Source organism: Sporosarcina limicola (assembly GCF_014873855.1).
Taxonomy (GTDB): domain Bacteria; phylum Bacillota; class Bacilli; order Bacillales_A; family Planococcaceae; genus Sporosarcina; species Sporosarcina limicola.
The window spans coordinates 26,264-45,280 of sequence record NZ_JADBEL010000008.1 but is presented as its reverse complement, the minus strand read 5'-3'; the positions used below and the strand labels follow the sequence as shown (position 1 = coordinate 45,280).

Genomic DNA, 19,017 nt, shown 5'->3' with positions numbered 1-19,017 from the left:
TGCCTTTCCTAATTTTTTATTAATTATCTTCTTTTGCAAGAAAAATTTGTACGAATTCATCATCATGTAATTGTGGATATGTTTGATAAACCCTGTCAAGTTCTTCAGCTTGCCCCGCGCTTAACACTTCATGATCAACTAAACACCAATTACCTTCAAGTAATCCTTGTCTAGCAAGTACTTCATTAATACCTGAAATACTTCCTTTAAATTGGTTAATTGAATCGAAAAATGCTGAATTTGCATCTGTCACTTGTTGGGCAATAGAAAACCACTTTTTATCTATTTGGCCACCCTGGCGTGCTTCTTTAATTTCTTCAAACATTTTGACGGCTGTATGTGTCCAAACAGCCCAATGTCCCAACATACCACCGACGATTTCTTTTGTACCTTTTTTTCCGTTCTGCTCGAATTCATAAGTAGTGAATAAGTCGACTACAATATTATCATCATTCCCGGTGTACAGAGCGATTTCGTCACTTCTTTCTGAAGCACTTACTGCGCGAATGACTTCCAATGAAAGGTAGCGGTCGAATGGTGCCATTTTAATCGCTAAGACGTTCGGAATCGAAGCAAATTCTTCCCAAAACTGATAACTGAACACGCGTCCACCAATGGTCGGTTGAAGATAGAAACCGAATACGGGCATCTCTTTTGCAACTTCTCGAGTACGATCCAATACTTCTTTTTCAGATAGGTCATTCAACCCTCCGTTACTAAGTAATACCATATCGTAGCCTAATTTTTTTGCGATTTTTGATTCGGCGACTGCCTGCTCCGTACCACCGCAAACGCCTGCTATTTTCAAAAATGGTCGATTAAGCCCGGCTTTATCGACTTCTTCCGCCGCCATTCGTAAAACCGTTTCATACAGATTAAAAGCAGGATCACGAATTTCAAATTGTGTCGTATGAACGCCTACAGCAATGCCGCCTACTCCCGCATCCAAATAGTATCTAGTCAATCTACGTTGCGCTTTTTCATCTAACTGCTTCTCGGATGTTAATGCAAGAGGATGTGCAGGTATAAATGCTCCTTCGTGTAAATGCCTTTTCAGCTTCATTGAGAGAGACATTAAAATTCCCCCTTACGTTCCTGGAAGTGTGTTGGTTTATTCAATGTTTCCCCGTCATTAGCTACCCAATTAGCTGTCCATTCAATCATTTCACGTATAGAAACGCTCGGATAGCCAAATAATTGATGTGCTTTACTGGCGTTGTTTAACAAGGCGCTTTCTTGTTCACTTCCAATAAAAACAGGTACTTTGTCAAGTAATCGTCCGAATTCATTCGCCAGCCACCTTACTGAGAGTGTTTCAGGTCCAGTAACATTGAGAAGAGTTGCTGGTGTGCTTGCGATTAACAACGAGCGAATTGCATACTCATTGGCATCACCTTGCCAGATGACATTTACATGCCCCATGGATAAATCAATCGGAGACCCACTATTTACTGACCGAGCAATCTCCAGTAAGACTCCATATCTCATATCAATTGCATAGTTCAGTCGAAAAATAGTTAAAGGCGTTTGATCTTTATTGGAGAAGTAAGTGAATACCCTTTCTCTTCCAAGTGATGATTGTCCGTACTCACCAACAGGCGCAACGGGGTGAAGTTCATCGCATCCTCCTTGTATAACAGGTACTAATGGGTACACATTCCCAGTAGAAAATGCAACAATAGTGGAACCTTTGAAATGCTCCGCTACTCGGCCTGGAAGATATGTGTTCATCGCCCAAGTAAAATGTTCATTTCCAGCAGTCCCAAATTTGTTACCTGCCATATAAATTATATTTTTTTCCATGGGAAGGTTTTTCAATTGTTCTTCATCCAACAAATCAGTCGCAATTGTTTCAATTCCTGCTTGCTCTAATTCTTCTTGTAAAGTACCGTTTGAAAATCGAGATACACCAATCACTTTCTTTTTCAAACCTGCGGCATCGATTGCTTTTTTTGCCATCATTGCAAGCGTCGGACCCATCTTGCCACCAATGCCCAAAATCATTATATTCCCTTCAATTTGCTTCATATCTTCAATGAGCTTCTCTGAAGGTTTTGTCATAAAATCTTCTAAACTTTTCACATCTAGCATTCTACACACTCCTTCACTAATTAAGAGAGAAAAATATTCTTGAAATTATTAAATGCTAAGTATAGCAATACAAGTAAACCCATAACTCCTAGCGTGTTACTCATAGCTTTATTTTTTAGCGAACCCATGATTTTTTTATCATTTGCCACAACCAATATACAAATTGCTATGAAAGGAACTATGAAGATTGTCACTGTTTGTGCAAAAACAATCAAGTTTACTGGAGCCGCCCCGAATATAACAGCAACGATTGAGCCAATTAGGATTACAGCAACAATCGAGAGTTTCACCTTCACGTTCGACAACTTACTACCAAAACCAAGTCCGTCCGCTAACATTGAACCACCTATCGTTGCGTTTCCAATTAACGAAGAAAATGAAGCACCTAACAACCCAATCATAAACACAACCATCGCCCAAGATCCAAATATCGGTTCAAGAGATAAACCCATTTCAGATGCATTGTTTACCATGAGTCCTTTGGGTTTTAAAACAGTTGCCGCTGCCATCATTACTAAAAATGAAATAAACCCTAAAATAAAAATACCTACATACGATTCACGAATACTGTATTTTGCATCTTTTATTGTCCATCCCTTCTCTTGCACTAAATATGATTGATACACTGCGCCAACAATCGAAAAACTTGTTGCAAACAACGCAATAATCAATCCCATGCTACCAACGGGAACAGATGGAACAAACCCACTAAATATAGCTGAAATTGAGGGTTTAACCGCAATAAATGTAACCAAGAACGCAGTGAGCATGATTAAAACTAAACCTAACATTAGCTTTTCTAAAATTGCGTAAAATTGTTTTGTAAACAATAATGCGATTGCAAGAAATGTCATAATGGCAATCCAAACATTCGAATTGATACCTGTGAGCGCATGCATTGCTATACCTGTACCAATCGAATTTCCAGCCTGAAATGAAGATGTGACTAGAAACGCGCCAAATCCAATTAATACAGCGGCAGGTTTCCCCCACTTAGTTAACATGACACCTATGAAACTTTCTTTTGCTGCAAGTCCGATTCGGGTACACATTTCTGTGTAACTCATCATGAGAACAATTGCGACAACTATTGCCCAAACTAATTGTGACCCATAAACAGCTCCAATTTTAGAGGACAAAGTCAAACTTCCCGGACCTAACATTAACGCGGATGTAATGAATGCCGGTCCAACATATTTAAGTATACTCCCCTTACGCTTCCCCGTACTATCAGTGGCTGAATGCACTTTCTTTTCCACCATTATCATTCCTCCTTTCTTATTTTCAGAACCTTCACCATTATCTTAAATCATACTTTGATTTATTGACATGTCTTTAATACGTCTTTAATATATCTTCAAAAAAGTATGTCAGTTTCTAAAACAATTCGGAACCGTTTTAGAGCCTGGCATTATTCATAAAATAATGCATATCTTTTTAACTGGCGTCCGCGTTGTCCAGACTCTTCTTCACACGTTAGTTCTGCAAACCCCTTTTTCTTCTATTCGGAAACTAGTGAGTGGCCATTTCCTTCTGAATTTTTCAGTCAATCAGCGCTATCATTTGATGTACTATGTACTTTATTATAGTAATTTGAAAGCATTTGAATAATCAAGTATTGTAGGATTTTTAAAAAAATCTACATCAATATAGTTCCATTCATCCTGTAATCCCGATGGCCAAATACGTTCAACAAGGCTTACAGTAAAGTGTGCATGGCCCCAAATTGGCCCTGCCATTCGAAACCACAGTAATGGCATTCATAAGTCCATATCCATGAATCAGATTCATAAACGTCAATAACACATAGTACTTTGCTCGGACATCGGCCCACCCCTGTATTTCATCACAAACACCTCCGTTTAATAAAACTACCTATTATGCTATACGGTATAGCACATGACATAATAATGATTTTTTTGAAGTGAAATGTAAATACTTGAATAAAAAATACCGATAAAGATGCATGAAGCACCTTTATCGGCGGTTGGATTAAGCTATGTTTTTTTCTTGGATTAATTCCAATAGTTTTTAGTCTCTACTATTTTACCAAAAGGGTTGCTAATCATTTCACAACCCCTTTTTTCTATACAAATCTTTCGACTTATCGCCTTCAGTTAAAATCATCATCATCATTTCCTGCAGTCGCTTTTCTTGCGTTTCATTCTTCTTCGTACTGTAAACATACCGCGCCCAGACTTTCTGATAGCCAATAGTTAACTGTTTGTATTTTTCTAACGTTTCCTTATGACTTGCAAAATAGATTTTTATATCTTCAACATGATCGATATAATCGTCAACACATTGACTCTTTTTAGCACTGGTTTTCTTTGGTGCCGATTTAAGTCCAAAAACAGTAAATACTTCATTAAAACTTACCATGCGTGCAAACTTAATCGTGCTCCCGTATACATAACCATCCACATCAACTGGAATCTGTTCAAAAAAAACAATCACGCTCAATATACGCCTCGTATTGGGGATTGTTCTTTTTAGGATAAGCAAAGAATACATATCCATTGTCATTTCATAAATTCTTTTCAATAATCAGTTCCAACTGTTTGGCGAAACTCTGCAAATTAAAAATGAAAACAAAAATTAAGTCATATTTCTCTTTACTAACAGTCGTGTCAAATTCAAGCGCAGTGAAATCATTAATATCATCAGATATATTTAGCAGAAGCTTTGTGAGATACTATTGTTATTAAGCTATTCGATAATACTCTTTTTGGAATTCATTCGGACCCCTTCCTTTTCGCAACTTTTATAATCTTTCGTTATACTCTAATTATACCAGCTGTTCAAACAACAAAAAACCTTTTACAATCTCCTTGAACGAAACTCGGAAAGCGAGGTACTTCTATGACGATTACACTAGCGTTTCATTCAGTTTGGGATCAATCATTATCCGCATTACAAAAAGAGCATTACGAACAGTTACTAGCCGATTTCACTTTAATAGACGAGTCAGTCTCGGCCTTCCCCATCCTTGTGAAACGAAAGGAAAAAGGTGGCATTGTGGCAACGGTCTTTATTTGCAACGGATTTGACACACCTCTTCATATCCAACAGATCTTCGTAAATGTATCAAACGGCAACTTAGCTATCGTTGCAAGCCATCTATTTACACCTACCATTGTCATACCAGTCCGAGCTGCCATGCCTTGGTCATTCATCTTTCCGCCACATACTGTACAAAGCAACGTCACCCAAAACGAACAATGGAAGGTGCAACTGATTCTAACCAATTAAGCCTTGGCATCCGCATACTCAACCAATTCTTTATAATACTTATTCATAGAAGGAGGTGAAACACCGAACCATTCGGCAATGTCTTTGAGCGATAATTGAAGCGGCTCGAAATACGCATTCTCCATACCAAACCGGATGGCCCCGGCTGCGATTGCAACCTCTTTCCGTGCATTCGGCTGTATTTCCACCAAATAATCTTCTACGAATTCCAACAACTTATCAGATTCCCGTTCATACTTCTCCAAAAACTCCATCACATTGATAAGGACACCTGTTTCAAACTCCGTAAACTCCCCACCGTCATAACCGTCTTCTCCGAGCCTCTCCCAAAATGTGATGCTATTTTCCTTCCAAAACACAGCAACCGACTGTTCCTGCTCCATCTCATACTGTTTTGCAATATTCTTAAATACCACATCATGATCGACCGGGAAGAAGATTAAACTCGACACCGCCAAATAATGATTTTTCATCGAATTACCATCCGGTAAAATGAAGCAATACAAAAACGCGCCTACCGAAACTGGCTTTTCACTTTCGCGTTTTAACTGAATGATTTCATTGCCTAAAACCATTTTCACTACCATATAAGACGCTTCTACCTCTAGCACTTCACCTATGAAAATTCGAGGTTTCTGCCATGTTTCGAGTATATTCACAACGGAAGGGCGCAATTGCTTCTTCTGTTGCTTTTCCAAATACCCCGTCCATAAATCCGTTCGGAAAAGGAAGAAAAATTCATCAAGTACAATCGCTGCTATCATTTCTTTGCTTAGATGTTCTTGTAATGCGCTTTCCCATTTACTTAGTAATTCCAGAAACTCTGGAATGTCTTTTCGACGAGGGAACTCTTCGTAAAAGGTTTGTAAAATCCGTTCCAATTCTTCTAAATGAACATCTTTCACCAAAACAACTTCTTTTGATTCACAACATTTTTTATATTTCTTTCCACTGCCACACGGACAGTGATCATTACGTCCTACCACGAAAGCACTTCCTTTTAAAAATTTAACAACCTCCCTAGTCTATCATGTATTAAATTGTCCCGAACATCATACAAATGAAGCAATTCCCCCTTGTTTCTTAAATAAAAACCCTTTCTCCTCCTTTAGGAGCATAAGAATGGGCTTGGAAATGGATATTCAATTTGAATGACAGAGGAACTTAGCAAAAAAGCAATAGGTTATTACTAAATCTAGGGGCCTTACTAATTCGTAACGGATGGCAACGGGCTTTTGGCTAGGTGGCTTTGGTGCAATATCAAGTACTATAGCTCGCCAGCATCCACTTTTTTAAAGAAATAAATTCCACAAATAATCATTAAAATTTTGGGAATGCTATCTTTTAAAGATATTTTTAAAAAAGGAGGCGTATTATGTCTAGGTTCACCCCAAAACCGAATGATTCAGATGACAATGTAAACAGGTTAAAGAAAACAATTAGTAATATGGAAGCGGCAGAAGAAGCAATGGAATTAGCTGAAGGGAAAGAACTTGCTGCAATCAGGGAAAAAAACTCACGCCGTGAAGAGAGCATTGAAAATTTGCGAAATGAAATTAGCGAAGAAAATAAATCACGGATTAACGGGTATCTGTGAAAATACAGGGCACTCTTCTTGCGATGGAATTCTAATAATTAACTATTTATAGCCCAGTACATTTTGAAATTACTGGGCTATAAATATAATTATTCTCATATCATTGTTCCCCTTTTTTTAATTAAATCTGTAATCACAAAAATAATATGCTACTCATTTCGAAATATTTATGATTTAAATAAAATATAAATCTCTCCCTAAAGTCAAGTTATTGCTCATAAAAATGATGTTCAAAACTCCATGTTTTCTGCATTTTTCAATCGGTCAACACTTTCAAATATGAACATGGTGATAATAGGGTTTTCAAAAAGTGTGGAAAATAAAAATCGTTAGAAATTATGATGGGCTAAAAACAACTTAAAAATGGAGGATAACATGAAGAAAGTAATTCTACTATTAGGCTTATTCGCAGGTGTATCGCTATTATTTCTCGGCAGTTTGAAAAATCCCCTCCCTGAGAAAACGCTGCTTACACAATCCGATTCAATAACGACAATGGCCACTTTAGCACCTATCAAAAATAAGGCTTTACGTAAACAAATCCAATCCTTAGCGAAGCAGCATGATATAAAACCAATTGATGCAACTGTTGATAGAGTTTGGAAAGCAATTCCAGGCTATAACGGATTGGTCGTTGATATCGAGGCAAGTTACCAGAAGATGTTGGCTAGCAGCGATTTTGATACAAAACAGCTAGTTTATAAGGAAACTTCACCACAAGTGCATTTGAAAGATCTACCTCCATCCCCTATTTATAAAGGCAATCCAGAGAAGAATATGGTCGCATTATTAATCAACGTCGCATGGGGCAATGAATTCATTCCACCAATACTTGCGACACTAAATAAATCGCAGGTTAAAGCAACCTTCTTTTTTGATGGGAGTTGGGTCAAAAAGAATCCCGACCTTGCAAAAACGATCCATATGGAAGGTCATGAAATTGGTAACCATGCTTATAGCCACCCGAATCTACAACACAAATCGCAAACTGAAACAATGGATGAGTTGAAAAAGACGAATGACGTGATAGAAGCGACAGTCGGCACCAAACCAATCTGGTTTGCGCCGCCAAGCGGCAGTTTTAATCAGGAAACAATAAACATAGCTCGCCAGCTTGATATGTTAACCATTCTTTGGACCGTTGATTCAGTTGACTGGAAAAAGCCAGCAACGGCCGAAATGGTTAAACGGGTCGTAACTGGAGTTACTAGTGGTTCGATGATTTTAATGCATCCTACAAAGCCCACTGCTGAGGGCCTTGGAAAGATGATTGCTGATATCGAGGCGAACGGTTATCATCTAGGTACAGTGTCCGAAATCATGAGTGAAAATCGTATAAGTGAACGACCTTAATCCTTGACTACTAAGGATCATTATTGAAATGGGAAGGTTGAAGTATATGGATTTAACGACTGAATTCGCCTTGAAAATCTTGTTTCGTAATTGAATAACCACCTACTAAAGTAGGTGGAATCTATTCGGGCTAAAGCCCACTAAAGATAAAAATCAAAAACAAAGCTCAAAAACTAAAAGATAAGGCTAAAGCGTATACCGTCTAAAGACGGTGGTTTTTGACCACGCTTTTGAAAAATCAAATCACTTTTTGATTCTCTTTAACTTCAAAACATCACTCATATTCCTATTTGTCTTTTCTATATCTAACTCCTCATACATCTGACTCTGGCCCCAACTACGTATATCTTCATATTCAGAATGGGATGGGTTATTCCAAACCTGCTGGAAATGCTCATACCCTGGCGGACCACCAACATCCTCCGGTGGACATGCCCCTTCACCTTCAAGTAATACTGGATATCCATTGTCATACGTATTAATTATATTTTCCAATTGGATTGTATGCTTCCAGTCATCCCCGAAATCATATGTATAGGAGAACTCCGGATTTGCTTCCACATAACGAGGCAACTTGATTATTTTTGCTTTCCCTACCTCACTACGCAACAACCACTGATTATAACGAGATGGGTCCTCAAATAGGTTCTTATCCACGCTATTTTTAAGCAATTCAAGCTGCCTAAACTGATGCTCCTCATAGGCTTCATCATCCCCCACCAAAAGTATGCGTTCTCTTAAACTTAGCTTGTGAGCAAACTCAATGTCAAATTGATACAAATGGTAATCCTGCCACCCCATTGAAAATTGAATCGTGTCATGTAGCCGTTTAAATGTCGTTTCTGCGGGAATTATAACACGTCTCCACACAGGTATATGGGTATCTACAAGTGTAATTAATAATTGGTATGCTTTTAACATAAGCCCTCCTAGGCATCTTTTTGTAAAATCGGGCGGATTGTTTCCGCTAGCCTTTTGAATAAATCCTATAGCTATCCTAATAAGTAATCGATAAAAAAGAAAACTGCTTAAACTACACTACGTGAATAATTCTACTTTTGACTATTAAAACTATACCATAAAAAGAACGCTCGTTTTAACTACTTCGAAAAAAAAAAGCCGAATACCTTTTAAGCATTTCGGCTTTATAATCACTGAAACAATCATGTTAGTTTAAGTAAAAATGATTGTTTGAACTTTCACGTTTGAATGAGTGACAGGCACTGCACTCAAAGAGCAGAGCTGACGATTCCACTCAATTCACACCTAAAAGCCTTGAGAAATTCCGTCTTATCAATCAAATAAAAACGGTCACAGGGTATAATTTAAAGGACTTAGAGATTGTAAATGGTAAATTTGTGACACAAAACGGAACCAATATTCTTGATATATACAAAGAAGAACTTCTTGAAAATCCTTATACTGCAAGACATGCTAGCATTGCAGCTTCACATTACGGTTCACAATTATATGAACTCGCAAAAAACGGTTTTGATTCTATTCCAGATTTAGTGTTATCGATTGACTATAAAAATGACTCTTTACAAGATATGGATTGAGGCTAAGACCTTGGGCGTTGAATTCAAAAGAAAAAACAGATAAAAAAGAGCAGCCTCCAAAAAAGGAGAATCCGCTCTTTTTTTCTTTTCTCAACGCAATAATTTCTCAAATATATCGAGAACCTTCTGATTACTTTGATGACCAATTAAATTGCCATACTTTAAACTTTTTGATGCTCTTGCCCCAAATTCCGCAATCCAATCTCTTCGTCCATTACTATCAGCAGGTGTTTCATACATATTAAAACTAGACGAAACACCTGGTGCATTTCGTTTTAAATAGTTAGTAGCACGCTCATAATCAAATATCATAAGACCATGCTCCGTTGAAGTAATTTCTCCTGCCTCATATAATGCACTCGATATTTCAAGAACTTCTTCGAAAGTAGCATTTCTAATATCGTATCTACTAGAAAGTTCTTTATACAAATTAGAAGAGTCTTTTTTTATTGAACTTGAATTTTGTACATTCTCTACTGTTTCATCAACAATAAATACAGATTTATTCGTACTTTCCGACTGGACATTAGTCTTTTTAGAATAAAATGATACTGATTGATGAGAAACAATTGAACCAATGTTCATACCATCACCCGATTTCTAAAATTTTTTTATTTGATAAAAATGGAGTCAGTCATTGTATTGCTTGGAAAATTTGTAGAAGTGTTTTGATAAGTAAATGTTCCACCAGTATGACCACTAGCATCCCACCAAACATACCATCCATCAACGACAAAATCTCTATTCAAGTCTATATGTTGAGTTGCTAATTGTGGTAAATTAACTCCATTTAACTTTGCAAATCTAATGTGCCCATATCCTAATTCAGCTGTCACTATTTGAAAAATTGCTCCTCCATGATCATAAACAGAAGACAACTGGTTCGCACTATAATATTCAAAATCCGTCCCACTCAGGTATTGAGTAGATCTAGTTGCATAAACCTCCAAAGAGTTCAAAGGTGGTGCCGAAGCATAAGTCGTTAAACCTTCTTCTTGTTTTTGTAACTCTTCAGCAGTTAAATCAATATACTGTGCATTTGGATGCTCAACTCTAATCTTTTCTAGAAACTGTTCTTTCATCAAGTCAATATCAACTTTTTCGCTTGAACTTTCCAAAACAGGTGCTGCCTTTGTTTCTGCCCCCGTAAACAACATTGAAACAGATAGTACGCCTAGCATTACCATTGTAAATAATTTTTTCACAATTATTCCTTCCTGTTATTTAGTCTTCATGTAAACTATCGGACAAAAAAGAGTATTATGTAGTAAATTCTTCCTTTTTCTTCCAATCAAATAAAAATAGAATAAGCCCCTCCCTTAATAATCCGATTCCCTATAATTTTTTTTAGCCACAGGAACAGATTTCCAATCAAATTCTCCATAGATTGAACGAACCAATTCTTTAATTTGCTCGGCATTCATCCCCATTTTTTCCGCACTCGCTATCGCATATCCAAGACAAGCATAATTGTTCCATTCATTTTCTGGAGATTGTGCCTCTCAAACCAACCGTCTTACAAATTGCGAACGATTCCTATCCGCTTGCTTATCAAACCATTCCCACTCCAATTCAGAAAGCGTTAGCGATATTTTTTTAGTGATGCCGACAGACGGACGACCCACTGGATTTATCGGGGTAAACATTTCAAATCGGAAAGAGAAGCGGGTGCCTGTCACCCAAACTAACATGTTAGCTTGAATAAACTCGAAAGTTCAAACTTTCATGATTGTATGAGTGACAGGCACCAAATATCTCAATCGTATGTCCTATACCCATCTATATCTCCAACAGCTCTCGAATATCATCCTCGGTGAGCAATGCGCTTACAGAATCTTTCGGATCAATGATTTCTTCGATCAAATCTCTTTTTTTCTCCTGCAATTCATTCATTTTATCTTCAATCGTTCCACGGGCAACCAGTTTGATGACATGGACGACCCGTTTTTGACCGATGCGATGGGCGCGGTCCGCAGCTTGTTCCTCCACTGCTGGATTCCACCAAAGATCATACAGTATGACCGTGTCGGCCCCTGTCAAATTGAGACCGGCCCCGCCCGCTTTCAATGAAATAAGAAACAAATCACGCTCTCCTGCGTTGAATCGATTGCATATTTTCAGCCGGTCTTCTGAAGGTGTTTGGCCATCCAAATAGAAGAAAGGGGTCCCGTTCATCGCTAACTCCTTGCCGATAATTCCAAGCATCTTTGTGAATTGCGAAAAGATCAATACCCTTCTTCCTGCAAGCTTCGATTCTTCAATTAGCTGTTTCAACTGCTCAAACTTCGCCGAACTTCCTTGATAGCCGTCCACGAACAATGCTGGATGGCAACAGATTTGCCGCAACCGGGTCAGTCCAGCGAGGATCTTGATTTTATTCTTTCCGATTGTATTCTTATCCAAATGCTTTAACGTATCATGGCGCAGCTTTGCCAAATAGGCGGCATAGATCGTCTTCTGTTCAGGAAGCAGATCCGTGGTCTCCATTGACACGATTTTTTCCGGAAGCTCTGCGAGGACATCTTCTTTCAGCCGCCGCAACAAAAATGGTCGGATGCGGCGGGATATCGCTTTCGGTGTGAGTTCACTATATTCCCGCAATCCCATGAATAGTTCGGGAAATATGACGTGAAAGATGGACCAAAGTTCTTCCGCTGAATTTTCAACAGGAGTTCCCGTCAGCGCGAATCGATTGTCGGCCTGCAACTTTTTCACTGCTCGTGCTGTTTGAGTGATCGGATTTTTAAATGCCTGCGCCTCGTCAAAAAAGATCGTCAGGAAGTCTTGTTTCTCAAACCACTGGATATCCCGGCGAATCAACGGATAGGAGGTGATTAATACATCTTTGCCTTCTATATCATTCTGCTGCTTCGTCCTCTCCTTTTTTGGCCCATCCATAACCACTGCATTAATTTCCGGTGAGAATTTCTGAAACTCACTAAGCCAGTTATACGTTAAAGAAGAGGGACAAACAATTAAGACCTGCCGTTTTTTCTCACGAATTTCAGGAAGTACGGACAGGATGAACGCAATGCTCTGCAATGTTTTACCAAGCCCCATATCATCCGCCAACACGCCCCCTAAGCTATGGGACGCTAGAGTCTTCATCCACTGGTACCCCTGTTTTTGATAATCTCGAAGAACCATTTCCAATTGCTTCGGCACCTCAATTCCCGTGCTGTCGGGATTACGGAGGCGTTCAAAGAACTGGCGCGCCGATGCTTCTAAAGTGAACATTCCATCCCCATCGGCACCAGCGAGGAAGCGGATTCCACGCCCTATTGGAACGGTCAAGCCCTTTTCTAGGTCGTCCAGCCCACCGGGAACTTCATTCAAAAAACGTTGTATTTCTTCAAATTCCTTTGTTTCCAATGAAAGAAGGGATCCATTCCGCAAACGGTAATACTTCCGTTTTTCTTCCAATGCCTCAAGGATTTCACGTATTTGCTTATCCGGTATACCGTCCATCTCAAATTTGAATTCAAGCCAGTCTGTCCGCTCTTCCTGTGACTTGACGCGAATCCGCGGACGGGCATGCCCTCTGAAAATCCGGTTCCTGATCGCTGTCGTTGCATATACCTTCACGAATTTTTGCAATTTCGGAAGGATATGCTGTAGAAATTCATACTCCAATTCTTCATTGTGCAATAAATAACCTTCATCGTTTTCTGTAAATGAACTTTCTTTCATTAACGCAAGGATGATTCCTTCTTTTTCCAAATCGCGAATCAGTACCGAACCCGTCGGTAAATCCCCTTCCGTTAATGGATTAATGCCGATATGTTCATATTTGAACTCCAAGCTTGCAAGAAGTCGATTATTTACACGATCGATGTATAGCAATGCTTGCAATGGTGATTTCACCAGTTTGTCCAAAACTGTTTCGGCAAGTTGAACTTCACCGATTTTCCGCAACCCCGGGACGACCTTTTCTAGGAAAAAACCAATTTGTTCATTGGAAATCGGCAGTTGACGGGCTCCCGAGGTTTCGACCATTTGTTTGAGATCAGTGAGACGTTTGCAATCCTCATTATCCAGCTGAAACAATTGCCCGTAGCATAGGACGGAATGATACGCCTGAAGAACAAGAACATGGGCCAATCCGTTGATTTCCAAATAATGTCCATGGCCTTCCAGCCTGTCGAAACGGAACTTTACGGGCAATGTCCCATTTGAGAGCGGCATGCCGACAATGCGCTTTCCGCCATACTCCGATCTTACTAACGGCGCGCAGTTCAAAAACGGCAGTAGTCTATCCCATGACGTGGGTGGGATGAGTAACGTCTGCGGACTGATTGAGTAGTCGGCTATGTAGACCTTTTCCTCATGATTAATTCGAATGAGCTGTTGAAGAACAGCATCCGCTTCACGCGGGAAACAATGGAGGTTCGAATCAAACGTAAAAGTTGGCGAAAGGGCAGTAGGTTTTCCTTCATTTACCTGACTCAAAAAGCCCCGGATATGCTGCACGGAAACTGAACCGATTTGAATTTCGATGCCGAGCATATGCCCGCCCTTGACGGCAACAGGCATCCACGTGAACAGCAGGTCAATCACTTCCCGGTCTTCAAAATGAAGCTGATGCCCACTTGACCTTATATGCTTTTCATTGAAAAGGGATAACAGACCGTCAGTCACCGCAGGATCCCCTGAAGGCTCATTAAGTCCAGAGATGGCATGCATTACCGCAGCGACATGCTGGCATTTGTACGGATAGAAAGGAAGCAATGGACAACTGCATTCCGTCCGAATTTCATCTTCCCCTTCATCGTCGATCGTGACATGAAAGTTTTCCGTTCCAGCCACGGTCGCTTTACAATACGTGCTGGTATATTGTTCAATCGTCACTTTCCGCGAACGATGAAAAGCTTCGCCCCTTTTAAACGAACTGTTTCCGCACATGTCCAGTATCTGCTTTTGGGTTATCAATACGTCCAACCTCCTTTCTCTATGAAATGAATTCCTTATATATTTCATTATATCGAATAAACGTTCTTTCGTGTGACGTTAATCACCAGATACGAATAAATTCGAATACCCATCACTACAAATTCACTAGTAACATCAGCAAAAATCCCTCAAGCCACGAAAGACTTGAGGGGAAATCTTTACTTAATTGAAGTGACTTATGTGACGGATGAATCGATTCCTTTAACGTATTATCATGATATCTTAACCCCTCATTTTCTTGGTATAGAAAATGAAGGGTTATTTTAACTTTCATGATTTAATGAGGGTTCTTGTCTTTGTTTTTCTCCTTATTTCCTTTGTCCCCCTTCTCCTTTTTGTGTTCTTTATCTTTGTCTTTCCCTTTATCTTTCTTGTCCTCTTTATCCTTTTTGTGTTCTTTATCTCTGTCTTTCCCTTTATCTTTCTTGTCCTCTTTATCCTTTTTGTTTTCTTTATCTTTCTTCTGCCCGTTGTCTATCATTGAACTTCGTTTCTGTTTCTTCTTTTCAACCAATGACAAGTCAAATTCCTTGTTAGGCAATTCACTCATGGATTTAGTTACTATTTGTTGGAAGATAGTTGTAACTGTGACACCACTTGTTGCTGTCAAGTAATGGTCTTGATCTGTTTTATCATAGCCTAACCAAATCGCACCAACGATATTTGGCGTATATCCAACAAACCAGTGATCCTTCGAACCAGCTACACCAGGGAAAGGTAGTTGTGTAGTACCGGTTTTTCCAGCTACGTCTATTCCCGATATATGTGCATTTCTAGCTGTTCCGTTATCCACAACACCTTTTAGCATATACGTCATCTTTTGAGCAACTTCCGGTTCTGTAACTCGAGCAGACTTTTCACTCCACCTTCCAACTATTTTCCCTTCTGAATCCTTTATTTCTGAAATAGCATGAGCTTGCATCATTATTCCATCGTTCGAAAATGCGGAAAAAGCCTGAGCCATTAACAAGGGTGACGTTCCTTGGTGTAAGCCACCCAATGCTAGTCCGAGATTATGATCTTCTTTTTCCAAAGGAATACCAAACCGTTCAACTGTGCTAAAACCCACTTCAATTCCCATTTTATTCAATAGCCAAACTGGAGGTATGTTATAAGAGTTAATTAGTGCATCATACAGTGTCACTTGTCCGCGGTATCGTTTATCAATATTTTGCGGTTGATAGCCATCTATATTGATTGGTTCATCAACCAGCATATCGTCAAAGTCATACCCCCGCTCCAATGCAGAAGTGTAAACAGCAAGCGGTTTTAATGCTGATCCGGGTTGCCTTACTAAATTTGTCGCATTATTAAATCGTTTGTAAGTATAGTCTCCTCTTCCTCCAACTAACGCGCTAATCCCACCCGTTTTAGGATTAAGAAATACTGAACCACTTTGAATAAGTTGATCTGGCTTGCTAACTGGAAAATTGTTTTCATTCTGATAGACTTCTTCCGTAGCGTCCTGAATAACAGGGTTTAGTTCCGTATAAATGTGAAGTCCCCCAGATAACACTTCATTCTCAGTTAATCCGTACTTATTTATTGCTTCCTCGATTAGATAGTCCACATAATACGGATATTTCCCTTTATAATCCATGGTCTCTTTATCCGTTAATACAATGGGTTGATCTATTGTTTTTTCGAAATCCTTTTGATTGATATATCCTTCGCTCTTCATTAATGACAGCACGATATTTCTTCGTTCAACCGCTTTTTTCATGCTTTTATAAGGAGATAAGTTAGATGGGGCTTTGACTAGTCCCGCTAGTGTAGCTGATTCGTTTAATGTTAATTCACTAACATCTTTACCAAAATAAACTTGAGCTGCTCGTTGAATTCCCCATGCGCCTTCACCAAAATAGATTTGATTTAAATAACGTTCCATGATTTCATCTTTTGAGTACTTTCTTTCGATTTTCTTTGTGAATATAAGTTCTTTGAATTTACGTGTATAAGTGCGTTCTGTTGTTAGAAATACATTTTTCGAAAGTTGTTGAGTAATTGTACTACCGCCAGAAACAACTTTACCTTTAACTAGATTTTGCATGAATGCTTTGGTAATACCAAAGTAATTAATACCGTTATGCTTATAAAAATGTTGGTCTTCTGTAGCGACAAAAGCTTCAATGAGTTCTGTTGGAATTTGATCCAGACTAACTCCTTCAATTTTCGAGTTAGAAACTTTACTAGCTACCTCGCCATTTATATCATAAATATATGTAGGTCTTGGTTCTACAATATCCAATTTACTTACATCGCTAAACGATATTAAAATAGTAAATACCAATAGACCAAACAAGATAATACCTATGAAGACTACTAATAGTCTATTGATGAGTTTTATTGATTTAAACCATTCTTTAATTCTGCTTAATCGTGTCTGTTTTTTCCTACGTTCCATTCTACCCAAACTAATACCACCTTCTATATTGTTGCAAAAAAATTATGAAGCTGTGAGTTACATATAATTCTTGACAATGCATGCCTAACATTCAACACTAAACGAACTCCAATACGATATCAATAGTGTCATTGTCGCATTTGGTGCCAGTACCAATGGCACCGTGTGTGTTGCATATATGAATATATGTACTAACTAAGCGAAGGCACTCTACACGGGATAGCTGAAGCAGATTTAATGGAAATTTTGACTTCGGCTCTCTTGAGTCGGTCAGTTACTCATACAACTATCCGTTGTATGGCTGATGGCCATAACAATTTTGTTGTCGGTCATCTTTTTCCTAACTAAAAAGAAATAACCGTCGCCCTTGGAAAGTTTTGACGGTTATTTCTATCCAAACTGAACCAACTGCTCTTTTGGCGGTTTTGCAATTGCGGGACCGAGTGTTTGCGTTTTATTAAAAGTCAAGAGATAAAATAATATGCATAATATATCAGCATCCTTTATACAATGTGCAACATTATAATAAGCTATTTTAAAGCTGAACTAATTTTTGTATTAGTTCAGCTTTAATTTGTGATTAAAGATATGGCCTGGAATATTTATGAAATAAAAGTATAGTATATGTGAAATTTTTTATCCGTAATTCAACTAACGTAGCAGGTTAGTTGAAGATAAATTTATTTTACAAATAGATATAACAGAACGTTTATTCGTGTTATAATTTATTTGATAATACTAACAAGGGGGGATAATTGTGAAATTAAAGAACATTAACATTCCAGAACGAATGAAACATTATAATGTGCAAGGTTTAAGTATCACATTGCTTGAGGGAGGTGAAATTAGTGGAACAGAAAATTACGGCTTATTAGAAGTGGAAAGCAATAGAAAAGCAAATGAAGATTCTATTTTTAGTGCGTGTTCAATTAGCAAGTTCTTAACAGGAATACTTACTATGAAGCTGGTAGAGGAAGGACTTCTTGATTTAGATGATGATGTGAATGAAAGTCTTGTATCGTGGAAAGTACCAGAAAATGATTTTACTAAAAATAAAAAAGTTACATTGAGGAACTTACTAAGTCATCAATCAGGAATTAAAGACCCTGAAGGTAGTTTTCCTGAACTTAATTCGAAAATGGGGATTCCTTCGATGGTTGAATTATTAGAGGGGCAAACTCCTTATTGTAAAACTCCTATTAACGTCAAGTGTGAACCAGAAAGTGAATTCCATTATTCGGATGCAGGTTTTTGTATCATTCAGCAACTGATAGAAGATGTTACTGAAAAACCGTTTCATCAAGTTATGAATGAGCAAATATTTGAACCATTAGGAATGGAAAATAGCCAATTCAATACAACAATGTTGGAAGTGGATAGACAGAACTTTTCGTGTGGTCACAACAAAAACGGTGAATTAGTAGATGGGAAATATCCAATATATCCTTATCCAGCGGCTTCTGGATTATGGACAACTTCTTTGAATTTAGCTGAATTAGTTCTTGAGTTAATGAATGCTGTAAAAGGAGAAAGCAAGGTTGGCATTTCGGAAAGTTTAGCAAAAGAAATGATAACCCCACAAAGAGGTAAAAGTTGGACTGGATTAGGTGTGTTTCTTGAAAGCTCTGAAAAAGAACTAGAAATTACATCACTTGGTTGGGGAGTGGGTTTTCAATGTATGATGGTGGCATTTCCATATTTAGAGAAAGGTGCGGTCATAATGACGAATTCAGAATTGGGTGTTCATCAAATGGAAGGGATTATAGGAGAAGTATATAGATCTCTTTTGTTTTAAAAAGCGTTAAGGGGGG

At 38.5% G+C, this 19,017-nt stretch carries 15 protein-coding genes; 5 read left to right on the top strand and 10 right to left on the bottom strand.

The window, feature by feature from the left end:
* Positions 1-19: 19 nt before the first annotated feature.
* From H4683_RS08750 to H4683_RS21350, 4 genes are all read right to left on the bottom strand, one after another.
* The gene (locus tag H4683_RS08750; RefSeq protein WP_192598468.1) at positions 20-1,075 is read right to left on the bottom strand and encodes a dihydrodipicolinate synthase family protein; all 1,056 of its coding nucleotides are present in this window, start codon (positions 1,073-1,075) and stop codon (positions 20-22) included.
* Positions 1,075-2,091 carry an NAD-dependent epimerase/dehydratase family protein gene (locus H4683_RS08745; protein WP_192598467.1) on the bottom strand — a complete coding sequence of 339 codons (1,017 nt, stop codon included), beginning with the start codon at positions 2,089-2,091 and terminating at the stop codon, positions 1,075-1,077. The genes H4683_RS08750 and H4683_RS08745 overlap by 1 nt, the downstream gene beginning before the upstream one ends.
* 20 nt (positions 2,092-2,111) lie before the next feature.
* The gene (locus tag H4683_RS08740) at positions 2,112-3,353 is read right to left on the bottom strand and encodes an Nramp family divalent metal transporter (RefSeq protein ID WP_225941994.1); all 1,242 of its coding nucleotides are present in this window, start codon (positions 3,351-3,353) and stop codon (positions 2,112-2,114) included.
* An 808-nt stretch (positions 3,354-4,161) separates the two neighbouring features.
* A complete protein-coding gene (locus tag H4683_RS21350; protein WP_338062436.1) occupies positions 4,162-4,548 on the bottom strand; it encodes a YdeI/OmpD-associated family protein in 387 nt (128 codons plus the stop codon).
* Between the two features lie 405 nt (positions 4,549-4,953).
* Between H4683_RS21350 and H4683_RS08730 the strand changes: the two genes are divergently transcribed.
* Complete coding sequence (locus tag H4683_RS08730) at positions 4,954-5,343, top strand: SLAP domain-containing protein (protein WP_192598465.1); 390 nt, start codon at positions 4,954-4,956, stop codon at positions 5,341-5,343.
* Here the strand turns inward: H4683_RS08730 and H4683_RS08725 are convergent.
* Positions 5,340-6,329 carry an SEC-C metal-binding domain-containing protein gene (locus tag H4683_RS08725; protein ID WP_192598464.1) on the bottom strand — a complete coding sequence of 330 codons (990 nt, stop codon included), beginning with the start codon at positions 6,327-6,329 and terminating at the stop codon, positions 5,340-5,342. The genes H4683_RS08730 and H4683_RS08725 overlap by 4 nt on opposite strands.
* A 389-nt stretch (positions 6,330-6,718) precedes the next feature.
* Between H4683_RS08725 and H4683_RS08720 the strand changes: the two genes are divergently transcribed.
* Together H4683_RS08720 and H4683_RS08715 are read left to right on the top strand one after the other, a co-directional pair.
* Positions 6,719-6,940, top strand: coding sequence for a small, acid-soluble spore protein tlp (locus tag H4683_RS08720; RefSeq protein WP_192598463.1), 222 nt, complete (start codon positions 6,719-6,721; stop codon positions 6,938-6,940).
* A gap of 375 nt (positions 6,941-7,315) precedes the next feature.
* Positions 7,316-8,293 carry a polysaccharide deacetylase family protein gene (locus tag H4683_RS08715; protein ID WP_192598462.1) on the top strand — a complete coding sequence of 326 codons (978 nt, stop codon included), beginning with the start codon at positions 7,316-7,318 and terminating at the stop codon, positions 8,291-8,293.
* Positions 8,294-8,536: 243 nt separating this feature from the next.
* On the opposite strand, the gene H4683_RS08710 is transcribed toward H4683_RS08715, so the two are convergent.
* Positions 8,537-9,214, bottom strand: a complete 678-nt coding sequence (locus H4683_RS08710; RefSeq protein ID WP_192598461.1) for a plasmid pRiA4b ORF-3 family protein — start codon at positions 9,212-9,214, stop codon at positions 8,537-8,539.
* A gap of 302 nt (positions 9,215-9,516) precedes the next feature.
* Between H4683_RS08710 and H4683_RS08705 the strand changes: the two genes are divergently transcribed.
* Complete coding sequence (locus H4683_RS08705) at positions 9,517-9,852, top strand: DUF4885 family protein (protein WP_192598573.1); 336 nt, start codon at positions 9,517-9,519, stop codon at positions 9,850-9,852.
* A gap of 90 nt (positions 9,853-9,942) precedes the next feature.
* On the opposite strand, the gene H4683_RS08700 is transcribed toward H4683_RS08705, so the two are convergent.
* From H4683_RS08700 to H4683_RS08685, 4 genes are all read right to left on the bottom strand, one after another.
* Positions 9,943-10,437 carry a hypothetical protein gene (locus H4683_RS08700; RefSeq protein WP_192598460.1) on the bottom strand — a complete coding sequence of 165 codons (495 nt, stop codon included), beginning with the start codon at positions 10,435-10,437 and terminating at the stop codon, positions 9,943-9,945.
* Between the two features lie 26 nt (positions 10,438-10,463).
* The gene (locus H4683_RS08695) at positions 10,464-11,057 is read right to left on the bottom strand and encodes a DUF4879 domain-containing protein (protein ID WP_338062431.1); all 594 of its coding nucleotides are present in this window, start codon (positions 11,055-11,057) and stop codon (positions 10,464-10,466) included.
* A gap of 574 nt (positions 11,058-11,631) precedes the next feature.
* Positions 11,632-14,790 carry a DEAD/DEAH box helicase gene (locus tag H4683_RS08690; RefSeq protein WP_192598459.1) on the bottom strand — a complete coding sequence of 1,053 codons (3,159 nt, stop codon included), beginning with the start codon at positions 14,788-14,790 and terminating at the stop codon, positions 11,632-11,634.
* Between the two features lie 289 nt (positions 14,791-15,079).
* Positions 15,080-17,206, bottom strand: a complete 2,127-nt coding sequence (locus tag H4683_RS08685) for a transglycosylase domain-containing protein (RefSeq protein WP_192598571.1) — start codon at positions 17,204-17,206, stop codon at positions 15,080-15,082.
* A gap of 757 nt (positions 17,207-17,963) precedes the next feature.
* Between H4683_RS08685 and H4683_RS08680 the strand changes: the two genes are divergently transcribed.
* Positions 17,964-19,001: a serine hydrolase gene (locus H4683_RS08680; protein WP_192598458.1), complete on the top strand. Its 1,038-nt coding sequence runs from the start codon at positions 17,964-17,966 to the stop codon at positions 18,999-19,001.
* Positions 19,002-19,017: the final 16 nt, after the last annotated feature.

What these genes read in the sequence shown, in the direction of transcription:
- H4683_RS08685 (WP_192598571.1), bottom strand. Translation starts at nt 17,206, where the DNA reads ATGGAACGTAGGAAAAAACAGACACGATTAAGCAGAATTAAAGAATGG.
- H4683_RS08745 (WP_192598467.1), bottom strand. Translation starts at nt 2,091, where the DNA reads ATGCTAGATGTGAAAAGTTTAGAAGATTTTATGACAAAACCTTCAGAG.
- H4683_RS08720 (WP_192598463.1), top strand. Translation starts at nt 6,719, where the DNA reads ATGTCTAGGTTCACCCCAAAACCGAATGATTCAGATGACAATGTAAAC.
- H4683_RS08700 (WP_192598460.1), bottom strand. Translation starts at nt 10,437, where the DNA reads ATGAACATTGGTTCAATTGTTTCTCATCAATCAGTATCATTTTATTCT.
- H4683_RS08740 (WP_225941994.1), bottom strand. Translation starts at nt 3,353, where the DNA reads ATGGTGGAAAAGAAAGTGCATTCAGCCACTGATAGTACGGGGAAGCGT.
- H4683_RS08750 (WP_192598468.1), bottom strand. Translation starts at nt 1,075, where the DNA reads ATGTCTCTCTCAATGAAGCTGAAAAGGCATTTACACGAAGGAGCATTT.
- H4683_RS08715 (WP_192598462.1), top strand. Translation starts at nt 7,316, where the DNA reads ATGAAGAAAGTAATTCTACTATTAGGCTTATTCGCAGGTGTATCGCTA.
- H4683_RS08710 (WP_192598461.1), bottom strand. Translation starts at nt 9,214, where the DNA reads ATGTTAAAAGCATACCAATTATTAATTACACTTGTAGATACCCATATA.
- H4683_RS08730 (WP_192598465.1), top strand. Translation starts at nt 4,954, where the DNA reads ATGACGATTACACTAGCGTTTCATTCAGTTTGGGATCAATCATTATCC.